At 45.8% G+C, this 15746-nt stretch carries 14 protein-coding genes and 3 pseudogenes; 13 read left to right on the top strand and 4 right to left on the bottom strand.

Annotation, left to right across the window (positions count from 1 at the left end; genetic code table 11):
* The first annotated feature begins 16 nt into the window (after positions 1 to 16).
* Positions 17 to 667, top strand: coding sequence for a hypothetical protein (locus MHB49_RS19860; protein WP_405152697.1), 651 nt, complete (start codon positions 17 to 19; stop codon positions 665 to 667).
* A 251-nt stretch (positions 668 to 918) separates the two neighbouring features.
* Here the strand turns inward: MHB49_RS19860 and MHB49_RS19855 are convergent, their stop codons facing one another.
* Positions 919 to 1833 carry a phosphotransferase gene (locus MHB49_RS19855; protein WP_405152696.1) on the bottom strand — a complete coding sequence of 305 codons (915 nt, stop codon included), beginning with the start codon at positions 1831 to 1833 and terminating at the stop codon, positions 919 to 921.
* 188 nt (positions 1834 to 2021) lie between these two features.
* Between MHB49_RS19855 and MHB49_RS19850 the strand changes: the two genes are divergently transcribed.
* Positions 2022 to 3287, top strand: coding sequence for an IS110 family transposase (locus tag MHB49_RS19850; protein WP_405152695.1), 1266 nt, complete (start codon positions 2022 to 2024; stop codon positions 3285 to 3287).
* 489 nt (positions 3288 to 3776) lie between these two features.
* Here MHB49_RS19850 and MHB49_RS19845 read toward each other — a convergent pair.
* Positions 3777 to 4082, bottom strand: a pseudogene (locus MHB49_RS19845) (IS1595 family transposase); the annotation flags it as partial.
* Between the two features lie 496 nt (positions 4083 to 4578).
* On the opposite strand from MHB49_RS19845, the gene codB reads away from it, so the two are divergent.
* Together codB and MHB49_RS19835 are read left to right on the top strand one after the other, a co-directional pair.
* Positions 4579 to 5859 (top strand): cytosine permease, encoded by a 1281-nt coding sequence (codB, locus tag MHB49_RS19840; RefSeq protein WP_405152694.1) that lies wholly within the window; start codon positions 4579 to 4581, stop codon positions 5857 to 5859.
* Positions 5828 to 7096 carry a cytosine deaminase gene (locus tag MHB49_RS19835; RefSeq protein WP_405152693.1) on the top strand — a complete coding sequence of 423 codons (1269 nt, stop codon included), beginning with the start codon at positions 5828 to 5830 and terminating at the stop codon, positions 7094 to 7096. Before codB ends, MHB49_RS19835 begins: the two co-directional genes overlap by 32 nt.
* 160 nt (positions 7097 to 7256) lie before the next feature.
* On the opposite strand, the gene MHB49_RS19830 is transcribed toward MHB49_RS19835, so the two are convergent.
* Positions 7257 to 8717 (bottom strand): PLP-dependent aminotransferase family protein, encoded by a 1461-nt coding sequence (locus MHB49_RS19830; RefSeq protein WP_405152692.1) that lies wholly within the window; start codon positions 8715 to 8717, stop codon positions 7257 to 7259.
* A 163-nt stretch (positions 8718 to 8880) separates the two neighbouring features.
* Between MHB49_RS19830 and pdxS the strand changes: the two genes are divergently transcribed.
* The gene (gene pdxS / locus MHB49_RS19825) at positions 8881 to 9765 is read left to right on the top strand and encodes a pyridoxal 5'-phosphate synthase lyase subunit PdxS (protein WP_247903204.1); all 885 of its coding nucleotides are present in this window, start codon (positions 8881 to 8883) and stop codon (positions 9763 to 9765) included.
* Positions 9766 to 9916: 151 nt separating this feature from the next.
* Here the strand turns inward: pdxS and MHB49_RS19820 are convergent.
* A pseudogene (locus tag MHB49_RS19820) lies at positions 9917 to 10510 on the bottom strand (HTH domain-containing protein).
* 106 nt (positions 10511 to 10616) lie between these two features.
* Between MHB49_RS19820 and MHB49_RS19815 the strand changes: the two are divergent.
* The 8 genes and pseudogenes from MHB49_RS19815 to MHB49_RS19780 all read left to right on the top strand — a co-directional run bounded on the left by MHB49_RS19815 (position 10617) and on the right by MHB49_RS19780 (position 15745).
* Positions 10617 to 11096, top strand: coding sequence for a GyrI-like domain-containing protein (locus MHB49_RS19815; RefSeq protein ID WP_405157194.1), 480 nt, complete (start codon positions 10617 to 10619; stop codon positions 11094 to 11096).
* Positions 11097 to 11159: 63 nt separating this feature from the next.
* A pseudogene (locus tag MHB49_RS19810) lies at positions 11160 to 11298 on the top strand (phage tail protein); the annotation flags it as partial.
* A 33-nt stretch (positions 11299 to 11331) separates the two neighbouring features.
* On the top strand, positions 11332 to 11727 hold the full coding sequence (locus MHB49_RS19805) for a VOC family protein (protein WP_405152691.1): 396 nt from the start codon (positions 11332 to 11334) through the stop codon (positions 11725 to 11727).
* Between the two features lie 262 nt (positions 11728 to 11989).
* Complete coding sequence (locus tag MHB49_RS19800; RefSeq protein WP_079349093.1) at positions 11990 to 12319, top strand: PadR family transcriptional regulator; 330 nt, start codon at positions 11990 to 11992, stop codon at positions 12317 to 12319.
* Positions 12320 to 12333: 14 nt separating this feature from the next.
* On the top strand, positions 12334 to 13197 hold the full coding sequence (locus tag MHB49_RS19795; protein WP_405152690.1) for a pentapeptide repeat-containing protein: 864 nt from the start codon (positions 12334 to 12336) through the stop codon (positions 13195 to 13197).
* Positions 13198 to 13209: 12 nt separating this feature from the next.
* Entirely contained in the window at positions 13210 to 13971 is a 762-nt protein-coding gene (locus MHB49_RS19790; protein WP_405152689.1) for an ABC transporter ATP-binding protein, read from the top strand.
* A complete protein-coding gene (locus MHB49_RS19785) occupies positions 13972 to 14739 on the top strand; it encodes an ABC transporter permease (RefSeq protein ID WP_405152688.1) in 768 nt (255 codons plus the stop codon).
* Between the two features lie 265 nt (positions 14740 to 15004).
* Positions 15005 to 15745: a LytR/AlgR family response regulator transcription factor gene (locus tag MHB49_RS19780; protein ID WP_405152687.1), complete on the top strand. Its 741-nt coding sequence runs from the start codon at positions 15005 to 15007 to the stop codon at positions 15743 to 15745.
* The last annotated feature ends 1 nt before the right edge of the window (position 15746 follow it).

Genomic DNA, 15746 nt, shown 5'->3' with positions numbered 1-15746 from the left:
TTCGAAGGAGAGACATATGAGGAACTCTTGGGGTGAATTCGTCTTTTATTTGGCTGTGTTTGTCTTTGTTTTGTTTATGACCTGGAATGATTATTCTCTAATTTTGACATTAGGGGTTGTGCTTGTAGCCGCTCTTATCATGTTTATGTTGCGCTATTATTATCCTTTATCATTGGAAACACGTATAGACCGTGTGGAGAGTTTCTTACGCAAACAGCAAAATACACCTGGGGTTTACATTTATTATGTTTTTGCGAACAGACTCGATGACGAGGCTGAGCTCATTATGGAACAGATCAGAAGCAAGTATACGCAGAAAGCGACGAAGGCAACATATAGTGCAGCTTACGGATTTTATCGCAAGGACATGATGGCCGTTCACGAAGCTGTGCAGAACATGCACTTATCAGACTACCGTACATATTACGAAACCATTCTACTCTTGGAGGACGGGAAAAGTGATGAAGCGCGAGAAACACTTCAATCCATTAAAAAACAGTGGATGAGATCAACACTGCTCGCAGGAATTGAACACAAAGCAGGCAATCGCGAAACTGCCGTCCAGCATGCTCATGAAGCACTTCACTCATCCAGAGGTGTTAATCGTTATGTCTTATTTAAGGAATACGAGAGAGTATTACCAGAAGCTGTTGAACACATTTTGTAAAATCGTAAAAATGTTTTAAAAAATGGCTATGATAAATTCTAATGTTGATATTTGACCATAAGAAAACCGCCTTCGTTGAAAAGGCGGTTTATTGCTATCGTGTCCCGTTAGCGCAACGACTTACTCTGTTGAATTTCGTGTTTCTCAACATAAAGCGGCATCAGAGAAGGCGGATCGTACCTTATCGCGGACTTTAAACGACAACATGGTGCCGATAGCCATAGCCCCATAGCCGAAACGAAATAATGAGCCTAATCCGACAGTGCCCGCATGATGTTGGATTTCGCTTCTGCCGCAATCGTTTCATTCCCGTCATCGACCGCTTGCATTAAGATCAGTATGGGGATGTATACCGCGATCAGCCGCGCCAGCAGCTTCGTTTCCTCGTCCGCTCCTCCGTACGTTTCGAAAAACACGCCGCGAGCGTAAGGTGGTAAAAAGCTATAAGCAACGCTCAAATCGCAAGCCGGATGACCTACGCTCAGATCGCCCCAATCAATGATGCCGGAAACGATCCCGTTCTCATTCACAAGCATATTTTTGAAATGAAGATCGCCATGTAGCAGTGCATTCACCGCCTCGACACGGTCCTTTTGCAGCCTGCTAATATACGCTTCGATCACACCGGACTCCTCCGGTGACAAGTGTTCAACCACCTTCGATAGAAAGCCCTCCAATTTCACTTTGCGCGATGCTATGTCCGTCAAGTTTCGATGATCTTGCTGAACTCCGCACTTCAGCGCCGCCTGCACCGGAAACTCATGCAATCTCCGCAAAAATTTCGCCAGCGTCTCTGCCGATAAAGCCCGGCGTTCTTCCGTCAAACCGATTGGGAAATCTCCTGGCACGTAGGCATAGCCAAGAAATGGTGCCGGGTATTCGTCACTTGCTTCGCCATAAAACAACGGTTTCGGATAGGGGATGGTCATATATGCCTCCAGCTTCGGCAGCAGCTTCCCTTCCATACGAATCGAGCCAACTGCAATCGTTCTTCTTGGAAACCGGAACACATACTCGTCACCGATGAGAAAAACCGTATTGTCCCAGCCCCAGCCCAATCGCTTCACTTGCTTCGATGACAGCTGAGGGAATTGTCTGCCGATCAGCGTCCGCGCCTGCTCTTCGTTAACCTCCCACTCCGCATCCCATACATTCGTTCCTCCCATGAATTGTCTGCCTCCTCGTTCCTTACGTTATTTAGATGTTTAAATTCCCAGAAAGTTACGCATAACTGCCCGTTAGAATTCCTGTAAAACGAATAATTTGGCGTTTGAACAAAAACGAGCGCCTCCAGTACGATGGGATTACGCACGAGGTCATTGCCTCAAAAAGCCCATCAGGAGGTCGCTCTACTATGAAGTTTAAGGCACAGGATAAGCAAAATCAACTCATTGAAAACATTACCGTTCACCATCTAGTCGTTGGCGTCGACATCGCTCAGGAAACCCATGTTGCCCGGGCTGTCAACTTCCGAGGAATTGCTTTAGGTGCTCCGCTCGAGTTCGGCAACCATCGCGAGGGGTTCAAGTTGTTCGAGCGTTGGGTCCAAGATCTTTTCAAGACCCACAATCTGAGCAGCAGCATCGTTGGCATGGAGCCGACCGGCCACTACTGGTTCAACCTAGCACGCTGGCTTGTGGGGAAAGGAATTGAGGCTGTTCTGGTTAATCCCCATCTCGTCAAGAAAAACAAAGAAAACCGGGACAATACGCCTTCTAAAAGCGATCGTAAGGACGCGCTGGTCATCGCAGATATGATCAAAAACGGGTACTACTCTCCCGTTCGTTTTCATCCCGAAGCCTACGAGGAGCTACGTATTCTCATGGCAAACCGCGAGACAGTTACCAAACGCCTTAACAGTGCGGTTAACCAAATTCATCGCTGGGTAGACATCGTCTTTCCGGAGCTGCGCCAGGTCTTTAAAATCCTTACCTGCACCAGCGCAATCGCAACGCTCAGACTTTTTCCTTTGCCGAGCGAAATCAGTCTGTTAAGCACCGAACAGGTTTTGGCCGGTTGGAAGCAATACGTGAAGCGGCATGCTGGCGTTAAACGTGCTGAACTGCTCATTACACTCGCAAAATCCAGTGTTGGCACCATCCAGGCCCTCCACGCATACAAGCTTCATCTTGGCCAATTGCTCGATGAATATGACCTAGCCCAGCGTCAGCTTGAACAGATTGAGAGCGAGCTGAAGAGCATTCTTAAGCGTATTCCTTATACAAAGAAACTGCTTGAAATACGAGGCGTAAGTGCTACGTGTCTTGCTGGTGTTCTCGGTGAGACCGGTGATTTAACTGGTTATTCGCATGGAAATGCACTGCTTCGGCATGCTGGACTGAATCTAGCGGAGGCTAGTTCTGGGAAGTGGCGTGGAAAGATGGTGCTCAGTAAACGAGGGCGTCCACGTCTGCGTCATTTTCTCTATCTCATGACGATGTGCATGGTCATGACAAATCCGGAAATTCAGGCTTTGCACCGTTACAATGTGGAGGGAAAAAAGCTAAAGAAGATGAAGTCCATCATGAAGTTATGCAGCAAAGTAGCTCGTCTACTAGTCGGCCTGGCTAAGAGTAGCGAAGCCTATGATTCAACAAGAGTTTTCCCGCAAGCAGTCTAAGGTCGGTCGATCCTCACCAGCTTATGCATTCGCAGGATGACAAGAAGCACGGAGTATCGGGAGACGTTACGCAAAAGGGCTATGACCCGTTCCGTTAGAAATACCGACCTCCACCCCGTAGTTAGATGTGACGAAGGAATGAAAGGGCTATGACCCGTTGAGACATGGGAGCGAGAATCGCTAGGGCGATGTGGAGACGTGCGCATAATGGAACAATATGGGTGGAACCGTACTCACCTTTATTCCCGCATGCCTATTTTTACGTCTCTTCGCCACCGGCTCCGCCCACATCCTCTTCTTCGTACTAACTACAGGATGAAATCCTGCGAATTCATGAGCCTGAGTGAGGAAACTGAATCATTTCGAGGGAGCTTAACAAGAATAAGCAGAAAGCCGAAGTTTGGTGTTCGTGTCGGTCACAGTAAACAGGCACGATTTGACCAACATATTTTTCTTATTCGATGCGGTATTCTCATATTCCTTGCTGTGCCTCGTTCGTTGCAGAGGGGTGTTCGTAAGGTCATTGAATGTTTGGCGACAGGACTTACAACGGTAACGTTGACGTTTAACCTCTCCAGTGCGTGTTCTTACAGCGTACTTTCCAAATCGAACAACAGAATGGTTTTTGCAATGCGGGCAAACAAGTCCATCTTTATGCTTCTGCTCTTGAATTTCATCAATCGCTCGAACTGGAAGTGCCACTCCCTTGGTTCGGGAATGCAAAAAGTAGATAAGTTCTCGCTTACCATTATCGTCCAATGTATCAGCAAGCTTTTTCAGTTCCTTTAAATCCATGGGCAAATCATCTCCGAACAGTATATTGCCCTTATTATAGAACGCTTGTTCGTAATCATCAAATATCAACAACAAAGTTTAACATAGCCATTTTTTCATTTGCTAGCACAGGTACCAGTCCTTTCTTAGTAAAAATAGAAGGGAGAACCAGAACCGTCAGTACCTCTCATGGGTAATCGGAGTATCCGTGATCAAAATAGTTTGCTGTATAAGGAATTAATAAGCGTTGGATAATAATGACATTGACAACTGCAGGTTTTTCCAAAATAATAGAATGTAATTGAATACTGGTACCTTTAATTCAGTCCAGAGAGGCTGGCAAGGGCAGCGGATTTTATAATCACGCGTGATTCGGGGCATATACCGTTAGGGATGCTCTGTGTCTTCGCGCGGATTATGATGCAAAAAGAGGCTACTTGTCAGTGTGTAACTTGACGAGTAGCCTCTTTTTTCTGCTTTTTTGGTATCAGATACACTTTAACTTGGAGGTATTCTGATGAGCAAACAAGATCAAGAGTTTTCATGGCAGGAAGTGCCAAAAACGCAGAGAAACCATTTTTGGAAGACGTTGTCCGTCATGTTGGGATTCACTTTCTTCTCGGCAAGCATGCTGGCAGGAGGGACGCTTGGAGTAAGCTTAACGTTTATGGAATTTATTGGCATCGTGCTTGCGGGTAACTTGGTGCTCGGGATTTATACAGGAGCACTGGCGCATATTGCTGCCAAAACGGGACTGTCTACACATTTGCTGGCAAAATATGCGTTCGGTAATAAAGGATCGTACTTACCTTCCTTCCTGCTGGGCTTCACGCAAGTCGGATGGTTCGGAGTAGGGGTGGCCATGTTCGCAATTCCGGTCGCCAAAGCGATGGATTGGAACGTGTACCTGTTGATTTTACTGTTTGGTCTGGCCATGACGGCATCAGCCATCTTCGGTATGAAGTCACTCGTTATCTTGGGTTATATCGCAGTTCCGGCTATTGCCATTCTCGGTGGTTACTCCATGTTCAAAGGTGCAGGCTCGCTGGGTGGTCTGCAAGGATTACTTGATTACACGCCGACTGAGACGCTTACCGCGGCAGCAGCATTGACCATTTGTATCGGTTCATTCATTAGTGGCGGAACGCTGACGCCTGATTTTGCCCGATTCTCCCGGACGTCCCGCCAAGCGGTTACGGCAACGGTTATCGCCTTCTTCCTTGGAAACTCGCTCATGTTCCTGTTCGGGGCAGTCGGTGCGATGGCATATAATCTGGCTGATATCTCTGAGGTCATGTTCCTGCAAGGTTTGCTCATTCCCGCGATCATCGTTCTTGGACTGAATATCTGGACAACCAACGATAATGCCTTATACGCTTCGGGCCTGGGTTTTGCCAACATCACCAAAATTTCGAAAAAATTCTTCGTCATCGTAAACGGCATTGTGGGTACTGTATTTGCCATGTGGATGTACAACAATTTCGTCAGTTTCCTGAATGTGCTGGGCGCAGCGGTACCGTCCATTGGGGCGATTATCATCGCGGACTACTTCTTTGTAAAGCGTAGAAACTATAAACCGTTTGCTGACATGAATTTCAAGACGGTAAACTGGGTAGCGATGGTCGCTTGGGCCATCGGCGTTGCTTACGCCCAATTAGCTCCAGGAGTAACTCCATTAAATGCACTGATCGGTACGGCAGTGGCCTACATCGTGTTGATGCTGATCATTCCTAACCAAGAATCCAACAATGAAAAGGGGAAAATAAATGATTATCCAGAACGCAAAATTGCGGGGTAAAGAAGGTTTATGGAATATCGTCGTGAAGGAAGGGAAGTTCGAACAAATCACGCAGGAGCTGCAAGCAACTGTAAATGAGGAAGTGCTTGACGTCAATGGTTCACTTGTACTTCCGCCGTTCATTGAGCCTCACATCCATCTGGATACAACGTTAACGGCTGGTGAGCCTGAATGGAATTTGAGCGGAACGCTGTTCGAAGGCATTCAGCGCTGGTCGGAACGCAAGGCATTCCTGACGCATGAAGATGTTAAAACCCGCTCCAAAACAGCACTGAAATGGCAGATGGCACAAGGAATTCAACATGTTAGGACACATGTAGACGTTACAGATCCTAGCTTAACGGCAGTCAAAGCGATGCTTGAAGTAAAAGAAGAGATGGCACCCTACATCGATATCCAGCTTGTGGCGTTCCCACAGGAAGGCATTCATTCCTATCCGAACGGTGCAGAGCTGCTTGAAGAGTCACTGAAAATGGGCGTTGATGTGGTCGGCGGCATTCCGCACTTCGAATTCACGCGGGAATACGGCGTCGATTCGATGAAGGTTGCCTTTGACCTTGCTGAAAAATATGACCGTCTTATCGATATCCATTGCGACGAGATCGATGATGAGCAATCCCGCTTCGTGGAAGTCGTTGCCAAGGAAGCCTACGAACGCGGACTAGGATCTCGTACGACTGCAAGTCACACGACTGCGATGGGATCATATAATGACGCATATACGTACAAATTATTCAGATTGCTGAAGATGGCTGACCTCAATTTTGTCTCCAATCCGCTGGTCAACATTCACTTGCAAGGACGCTTCGACACGTATCCAAAAAGAAGAGGTCTGACTCGCGTCAAAGAGCTGCAGGAAGCGGGTCTTAACGTATGCTTCGGCCATGATGACATCTTTGATCCTTGGTATCCGCTAGGAACGGGCAACATGCTTCAAGTACTGCACATGGGAATCCATGCTTCGCAGCTGCTCGGTTATGATCAAATCGTAAACTCAGTCGATCTCATTACGAAGAACAGCGCAAGAACGCTGCATATTGAGGATGTATACGGGATTGAAGAAGGTAAGCCTGCCAACTTCATCGTTCTAGAAGCAGAGAATGAATACGAGGCCGTTCGCAAACAGGCTGGCGTACTCTACTCATATAGAGGTGGCCGCAAAATCGCGGAAACGAAGCCGCGGGACACGTCAATCATTCTTGATGGCGCTTCGGAGAAGGTTACTTTCAATAAATAATCGAATGAAAAGTGGGATGCGTTAAGCAGAACCTACACATTAGTCAATAAATCCCCTCAGGGTGACAGGTCAATAGAGATTCCATAACTGTGGACTCTACCTGTACAAAAGAGGGGATTTTTTGGTGTTCAGTTTGGAGAGACGAAAGAGACATAGTACCTTACAATGGCGCTGTGACGGCATTTTTTAATTTGGATACACCACCCTGTAATTGAACATCTGACAAATGTGCAAATGATAAATATATACCATACTTCATACCGTCAGGTGTTGAACTGCTGACTTCTGAGTATACTACCCCTTCTGACCTGGCCGATGCCCGAAAGAGTTCATAAGTGGAGGCATCACCTCGCCACCAGCCAAACACATGAAGACCCGCTTCATTTTCCACCCAATCAAACCATGTCGAGAGCTGCTGATTCAAAAGTTTGAGTAACAAATGAAATTTGCGACTGTATAGACGATTCATTCTCCGCAAATGACGCTCGTATTGACCGCTTGTCATAAATGCAGCCAATGCCCGCTGTTCGATTAGATTGACGGGTCTTGGCTCGTATAATGCTTGTGCCTTTCTAAAGGTGTCCGCCAGTGCGGATGGTAGAACCACATAACCAAGCCGAACTTCAAAAGGCAAGGTTTTTGTGAAGCTGCCCAAGTAGATTACACGTCCCGCTTTATCCAGGGTTTTCAAAGGTTCAACATGCATCCCGCGGTAACGGAATTCACTGTCATAATCATCCTCGACAATCATCGCATCCTGACGATGTGCCCAATCCAGCAAGGTTTGTCTGCGTTCAAGGCTAAGCATTTCGCCCGTAGGGAATTGTCGTGACGGTGTGACAAACAACATACGTGCATCCCAGTTTTGGGGTACAACTCCCTGACCATCGAGATTGGCTTCAATTAGCCTCGCACCTGCAGCCAAAATGGCTTTTGAAATTCCGACATAACAAGGGCTCTCCGTTACGACATAATCCCCTGGATCTGCAAGTAATTGAGTGAGCAGAGCTATCGCTTGCATGGAACCTGCAGTCACTGCAATATGGTCCGCATCGACTTGTATCCCTCGCATCCTCCGAAGGTAGGCAGCAATGGCTTCTCTCAATTTCGGATCTCCTGTTGAACTAACCGCGGAGTTTGATTTCATGTGATGCTCACGATGACGTATCTCTGCATACAATCGATTGTTCCATTCATCATATGGAAATTTGGAAAAATCAGGCTGATATTTGCTAAAATCGATAACAGCTTCGCCGCTCTCAATTTTGGGATCACTTGTTTGTGCAATGGTTTGTGTATTTCTTTGAGTGGCCTGTTGTTCAAACTGCTGAATACGATTTCCCCAAGCAGATAAATGATGAGTACAAGTTTTCACTGTGGATGCATCATTGCTTAAATCCAACTGATAAGCAACAAAGGTTCCTCTTCCATGCTCTGAATGGATGTAACCTTGAGCAGTCAACGTATCATATACCTGATTCACTGTACCGCGGGAAATGTGATACGTCGCAGCTAGCTCTCTTGTAGAGGGTAACTTCTCGCCATGCACCAGATTACCTTCTTGAATAGCGTCACGAATGGCTTGGTAGAGAGCTTTCATCTTGGTATATTTTCGGTTCAAATATGAACTGTAAGCTACATGAAATTGCATATGCCCTCCAGAGATTATTTTATAAGTGGTACAATAAAAACCGAAAATATTGGATCTTTTTAGTTGTCCATTCTCATTTTATACTAAATCATAGTTGGAAGTGAAACAATAAAAGTTAATTAGGAGGAATACAATAATGCAAACAGGTACAGATCGTGTAAAAAGAGGAATGGCTGAGATGCAAAAAGGCGGCGTCATCATGGACGTCATGAATGCAGAGCAAGCTAAAATAGCCGAAGCGGCAGGAGCAACAGCTGTTATGGCTCTTGAACGGGTACCCTCCGATATTCGGGCAGCCGGCGGTGTAGCTCGTATGGCAGATCCAACCATCGTGGAAGAGGTTATGAAAGTTGTATCTATTCCTGTTATGGCTAAAGCGCGTATTGGTCATTACATAGAAGCCAAAGTGCTTGAGTCACTTGGGGTAGATTATCTCGACGAAAGTGAAGTTTTGACGCCTGCAGACGAGGTATTCCATATCGATAAACAAGAGTTCACCGTACCATTTGTCTGTGGAGCCAAAGATTTGGGAGAGGCTCTTCGCCGTATTGGCGAAGGCGCATCGATGATTCGTACCAAAGGTGAACCTGGAACGGGCAACATTGTTGAGGCCGTTCGTCATATGCGTCTGATTAACAGTCAGATCCGCAAAGTGACAAACATGTCCAAGGACGAGTTATACGCTGAAGCGAAAAATTTGGGTGTAGCTTATGAACTGCTGCGTGATGTTCACGAAAATGGAAAACTTCCTGTCGTTAACTTTGCAGCAGGCGGTGTAGCCACTCCAGCAGACGCAGCACTTATGATGCATCTGGGAGCAGACGGAGTGTTTGTAGGATCCGGTATTTTCAAATCCGATAACCCTGAGAAATTCGCTCGTGCCATCGTTGAAGCTACAACACATTACACGGATTACAAACTGATTGCCGAAGTATCCAAAAACCTGGGAGCTCCTATGAAAGGGATTGAAATTTCCAAATTGTCTCCTGAGGAGCGCATGTCCAACCGCGGTTGGTAGGAATAATAGCATTCAGCTTGAATAAATGAGAAACAGGTATCAAGCAAAGCCGATCAATGGAGAAAAATTGATCGGCTTTGTTGTTATTTTGACAATGAATTGAAATGCAATATATGTGGCAAACAGAGAAGAGGGGGAAGCTGAACATGGTTTATGGGCAGAATAAGCTTAATCTCTCTTGTATACCGTTTAGGATTTCTTCCGGAATCTCCTTGACCTTGATATCTCCACCTAGAAAAAGCAACCAATTGGTTATTTCGGTTAATTCTTCTAAATGATTAACATTGATACATGTCTTTATAATAGCTGTGGTTTGGTAAGGATTCGTATAAGCAAGTGAACAGTTTAAAGGATGGTGTTTTTTGAACTGAGCAATCGCCTTTGGACCAAGTTCAAGGACAAGGTTGATTACCTCTTCCTGCTTGCTGAGTTGTTCTAAAATCTTTTTCTTACTTACCTTTTTTTTCTTTGGGTATGGTTCTATTTGTGTGAGATTGTCGACGGATATAATCCGTCTCTTCTCATCCTCTAAGTCAAAGCCTTCAATTAGCCATAGACTTTTCTCGCGATACAGGTTCCCTCCCGACTTCAGCGACTAGTGGCATGCCCATGCCTTCAATTTCTTTAATATCACGATAGCTGTCGAACGAGAAATGTTAAATTCTTGCATGATTTCAGAGATGGTAAAGTGGGCGCGGTTGTTGATATAGCGCATGATGATATTAATCCGTTCAACTTTTTTCATTGGGCCCCCTAAACAGTATCATATTTTGACATGATTTAAGTTTATTATAAACCCATCAAGTGAAAAGACAAATCCATTGATAAATTTAAAGAGGACGGTGTTCATGATGAGTAATTATCATTTTGAAGAGAAAGACAGCTTTATCGTTTTAGGAATTGGAACTGAGCTTAAGAGCTCCTACACAGACTTTGCTGGCATCAACAAAGAAAAGGCGGATTTTTGGTCGACTGTGAAACAAGATGGAAGCCTCGACACTTTAAAAGCACTAGCGACAAATGACTACATTTTTGCTGTGAACGAAGCGGTGAATAACAAAATGATGCATTATGCTGGCGTTATGACAGAAGCATCTCTGCCAGAAGCAACCCGAGTGATCCAGTTCCCTAAGGGTGAATACCTGGTTGTTAAGGGTGAAGGGGAAACGGCTGAGGAGTTGAGTAATCACCTTACTGGCATTGCTTTCGGTCAAGTCCTGCCACAAGAAGAGAGTTATGCCTACGTTGGTGGACCAAATGCAACGGTTGAGATGGGGCAGCGAAACGGCTTGGTATTTGGTGAAATGTGGATTCCAGTTGTTAGGAAATAACGATTAGGAGAGATGGAAATGTCATATATTGTTGATTTCAAAAATGTGTCTATGGTTGGTTTGCGGGCCGTTGGTTTTAAGCTTTCTGAGGGGATGGAGGTACCAAAGGAGTAAGAAGGGAAGTTTAAGTTTGCCAGACAGAAATCTAAATTAGCTGGAACCATCCGGGGGTCGTTTTTTTGTAATTAAAGGAGCGTATTAACGTAAACAAAAGTGTATGTGAAGGGGTGTACCCATGAGGACATTAGGATCAATGAATGTGGATGTTATAACGTTGTTTGTGGAGGATTTGCCTCAGGTGAGGGCATTCTATCAAGACGTATTCGGAATGTTCGCTGTATATGAAGACGATGTTTCTGCCGTATTCAACTTCGGAAATATGAGTATTAACCTCCTGAATATTTCCGAAGCACACGGTCTGATCCATCCTGGAACAGTCGCAAGTCGAGAATCCGGATCTCGTTTCCAATTCACCATCCGAGTGGAAGATGTGGATGCAGTGTGTAACGAATTGAAACCACTTGGTGTTGCTCTGCTTAATGGTCCGGTGGATCGGCCTTGGGGAGTACGTACAGCCACCTTCACAGATCCTGCAGGACATGTCTGGGAGATTGCGCAGCAATTAACTTAGAGATAATGTATGGACATTAACTTAACTTATATCCATAGCTGATCAGATGATGTATCTAATGTTGATTAACACGAGATAAGCCGACAAGAGTATACACGATCAAAAGCCGCATAGTTGCGGCTTTTTTGAGTTTTAACGCTGTATGTCCTTGACCAAACCGTACAGACAAACACAGAGGTGCATTCAACAGAGTATTATAATTAAAACACTACCTTGACAGTCACAGTAGTATATCGTATGATGCAGATGTGGAGGTGCTTACATGAGCGATAACAAAATCACATCCGACCTGCTGCGCGGCCATACCGACACAATGATTTTACGACTTTTATCCGAAGCTGACCGATACGGCTATGAAATAGTCAAGCTGATTGGCCAGCGCTCGGGTGGAGAGTATGAATTAAAAGAAGCCACGATGTACTCCAGCGTACGTCGGCTTGAAGCCGACGGTGATATCGAGTGGTATTGGGGCGATGAATCTCAGGGCGGACGGCGTAAATATTTTAGGATTACTGAAAAGGGCAAATTGGCTTATGCCCGCAACAAAAGCAACTGGGAGTATGCAAAGCGTGTGCTTGAAAATTTATTATAAGGAGAGTTGATGTGATGAATGACAAATTGAACAACTATTTGAACGGTGTGTTCGCACCATACGATGGGGTAAAAAGTGTCACCGAATTAAAAGCTGACCTGCTTTCCGATCTGCAGGAGCGGTTCCATGAACTTAAAGCCGAAGGCAAGGACGATGAAACCGCTTTTGAGATGACCATTGAAAGCATCGGCGACATTGAGCAAACGGTACAAGAGGTGGCTAACCTTTCCCGATCGCTGGAACGGCAGGTGGTAACCAATTTAAGCGCGAGCAACCTGGTGAAGAGTGACTTTGCGGGTGTTATCGCGCATAAAGGGAAATTTGAAGCGAGTGCGTTACAGGGCTCTGACTTTACGGGTGCTGACTTGACTGGGAGCACATTTGCGAGCAGTGATGTCCGTGAAGCTATTTTTGACCAGGCCAATCTGACGGATTGCAGCCTTTCCACCCTTGACCTATCGCATGCGAGCTTCCATAAGTCCATCCTTGTTCGTACCAATATCAGCAAATCGGGGCTGGACGGAGCAAAATTCAAAGATGTAAAACTGACCGACGTTAAGCTGACCATGAACGATCTCAGAAAAACCATCTTTGAAAACTGTATCTTTGACGGCGTGGAGTTCAAATCTTCCGATCTGGGAGGGGTGTGTTTTGACGGGCAAACCTTTATCGGCGTCAAGTTTGACAAATCGGCGCTAAACAAAGTTACGTTTAAGGACGCGACCCTCAAAAATGTGTCTTTCCCTGTGTCCGTGCTCTCCAAGAAGTATTACCGTGCCATCAATACCATCTGCTTTGATGGCGCGATGATGGATAAACTGACCTATGCCGCCCTTAAAGGCATGGATGCCGATTTGTCAAAGGTAACCGTTATATAAGGAGGGGAAAACATGCTAAACAAGTCGATTCAAGTGATTGGGCTGCAAAAGTCCTACAAGCAGCTGCAAGTTCTAAAGGGCGTAGACTTTGAGGTGGATAAGGGCAGTATTTTTGCCCTGCTCGGCTCCAATGGGGCAGGCAAGACAACGGTTGTTAAAATTCTCACCACGTTGCTCAAACCAGACAGCGGAACTGTCACCGTAAACGGATTCGACGTTGCATCCAAACCCGACAAGGTGCGACAGGAGATCAGTCTGACCGGGCAATTTGCCGCCGTGGATGAAATGCTGACCGGGCGGGAAAATCTGATCATGATTGCCAAGCTGCGTTACCTCAAAAATCCGCGTCAGGTTGCAGACGATATGCTTACACGTTTTGGTCTGACTGAGGCTGCCGACCGCAGGGCATCCATGTATTCAGGTGGTATGCGCCGCAGGCTCGACATCGCCTTGAGTCTCGTGGGAAAACCACAGATCGTTTTCCTCGACGAGCCGACCACTGGGCTTGACCCCGAGTCGCGGATCGAGGTTTGGAATATTGTCCGGGAGCTTGCCGCCGGAGGTACGACGATATTTCTCACTACACAGTATTTGGAGGAGGCTGAGCAGCTTGCTGACCGAATTGCCATTTTGCACGAAGGCAGGATTATCGCGAATGGCACGCTCTCGGAGCTGAAAAAGCTGTTCCCACAAGCCAAGGTGGAGTATGTTGAAAAGCAGCCGTCATTAGAGGAGATATTCCTCGCAATCGTCGGTAAGAAGGAGGCCATGTAAATGGAAGTCGTAAAGAAACACTTGTTTAGCGATATGGGTGTTATGCTCGGGCGCTCCATGCGTCATATTACCCGCAGTATGGACACCATCGTCACGGTCACCGTCATGCCGATCGCAATGATGTTGCTGTTCGTCTATGTGTTAGGCGGCGCCATTCAAGCCGGAACGGATAACTATGTGAATTACCTGTTGCCCGGCATACTCCTGATTGCGATTGCCAGCGGAGTATCCTACACGGCTTTCCGTCTGTTCACCGATGTGCAACGGGGCATAATGGAGCGGTTTCATACTATGCCGATTTCACGATCCGCCGTTCTGTGGGGACATGTGCTGACCTCACTGGTATCCAACGCCATATCGGTCATTGTCATCATTCTCGTAGCGCTTGTTATGGGCTTTCGTTCATCGGCAGGAATTCTGCCATGGCTTGCGGTAGCCGGCATACTCTTGCTGTTTACGCTGGCATTGACTTGGGTCGCAGCAATTGCAGGTCTGTCCGCTAAAACGGTGGATGGCGCAAGCGCCTTTTCCTACCCGATTATCTTCCTGCCATTTATCAGCTCGGCCTTTGTGCCGACCGAGTCGATGCCATCGGTTGTTCGCGCCTTTGCCGAAAACCAGCCGGTGACGGCGATCGTGGAAGCCATTCGTGCGTTACTGTCAGATCAGCCGGTTGGCAATGATATATGGATCGCTCTTGCATGGTGTATTGGGATTTTGCTCGTAGCATACTTTTTTGCAATGAGGGCGTACAAAAAGGGAATATGAACTAACTAAGGAAGCATTTAAAAAGAAAAATACCAAGCCGGGAGACATAATCGCAGGCTTGTGTTGAGGGGCCAAGAAACATTATCCCATTAAAAGTCGCTATTTTAGCGGCCTTTTTGTTTTATTGGGATACGTTTTTATGGGTCCAGCATTTTAGGGTCTGAATAATGCATTTCATCCCATATTTGCTCCGAAACCTATGATAAAATAGTATATTCGAGAGTGAAATTCAGAGTGTATAACAAGGAAAGGCGGATGTTCAAGCATGTTCAATGTTGCTATCTGTGATGATGAGGAGAAACAAAGAGAGCTTGTGAAAACGATGTTGATCTCTTTGTCTCTCAAAACGAATATTGATTTCCAAATTACATTCTTTGCTTCAGGTGAACAGCTGGTCTCTCATTATAAAAACGTTGGGGACACGTTCCATATTCTCATTATGGATGTGGAGATGAGCGGAATGAACGGAATCCAGACAGCCAAAGAAATCAGAAATATGAAACAGTTGGACGTACAGATTATGTTTCTGACCAGTTACCCGGAGTATATGGTTGAAAGCTTCGATGTGATGACGTTTCAATATCTAATTAAGCCGATTCAGCCACAGATCTTTGAAGAAAAGATGATTAAGCTGTGCCAATATTTCCAAGCGATGGACAAAAAGTATGTACTGATCAAGTCAGACTATGAAGAGTTGCTGCTGAAATATGATGATATTCTCTGGATTGAGGTCATGAAGAGTTTAACAATCAAAAACAAATTGAATTTTGTGACCCAAGAACACACGCATGAGACCAAAGGCATTCTTTCCAGTTATGCTGAAGCTTTGAAAGACCACGGCTTTTTGCAAATTCACCGCTCAATTATCATCAATCTGATGCATGTGCAGAAGTTTGCGGGCACCCAGGTAGTCATGTTAAATGGAAGTGAATTGCCCATAGGTCGTTCCAAAGTCAAAGAAGTCAAGGATGCCTATACCAAATATATGATCATGAGGATCCATTGAT

It is taken from the genome of Paenibacillus sp. FSL K6-0108, assembly GCF_045040695.1.
GTDB lineage: Bacteria > Bacillota > Bacilli > Paenibacillales > Paenibacillaceae > Paenibacillus > Paenibacillus pabuli_B.
This window is presented reverse-complemented; position numbering and strand designations above follow the sequence as displayed.